The sequence below is a fragment of the Bartonella sp. CL63NXGY genome (assembly GCF_042194905.1).
In the GTDB taxonomy this organism is placed as follows: domain Bacteria; phylum Pseudomonadota; class Alphaproteobacteria; order Rhizobiales; family Rhizobiaceae; genus Bartonella.
This window is the reverse complement of record NZ_JBHINK010000074.1, coordinates 1-851: the sequence shown is the minus strand read 5'-3', so window position 1 is coordinate 851 and position 851 is coordinate 1. Positions and strand designations below refer to the sequence as shown.

The following is an 851-nucleotide window of genomic DNA, read 5'->3' as shown; positions in this document are numbered from 1 at the left end:
CACTACCCTCTTTTTCACCACCTATCTTGATTACCTTCGTAGCATCATCCTGCTTAACAAGACTATCTCCTACAACTTTATTAATCTCATTCTGAAGCTCTTTATGAATATTCGTGAATGAATCACCAACACCAGCAAAGGCAGACGCAACATCATCATAGCTCTGCTCTTCAACGGCACTGCCATCTTCTTTGACGATCTTAACTTTGAAGCTTGGAGCACTCCATTGACCTTCCTTATATTCAGCGCCACCACCTAAATAAGTTGCAACAGTCTTATTCGTCTCAAAAAGCTGTGAACCATTCACTGCATCACTTGAATCCGCAGAGATTGCACCATCTTCAAGAAACTTAATTTTGCTATTTTTTCTTTCCGATCCATCTCCATGCTTTGCTACAAAGGCTTTTTCCTTATCACTCCAAGATAAAGAATCCTGCGCTACTCCTTCAGAAACCTCTTTAATCCGTGCATTAACATTCTGAATATTCTCATCAAGCCCTGTAAACGCTGTATCTACACCACTAAAGGAAGCTTCTGTTACCTCACCTTCTGTAGAAACTTTAGATAATTTATAAGTCGGTCCTGTAAACGCACCATTATTAAACGCTGCATCACCGCCAAGAAACTTGGCTACATCTTGTGAGATCTTATTAAGCTGACCACCATTGATAACATCATGCGACTTTTCAGAAATTACACCATCTTTTACATTATGAAGTGCAACTGGTCCTTCATCCTTACCTTTACCTAAAGTCACACTCGTGTAATCAATGTCGCCATTATCACCATCTTTTTTATCGTAATGAACAACAGCTGAATCATCAGACTGAAGGCTGCTAGAAAGTTCCTTC

1 pseudogene is annotated in these 851 nt (G+C 39.8%); it reads right to left on the bottom strand.

Annotated elements, in window-relative coordinates:
* Positions 1 to 851: pseudogene (locus ACFIK0_RS09295) on the bottom strand (hypothetical protein); the annotation flags it as partial.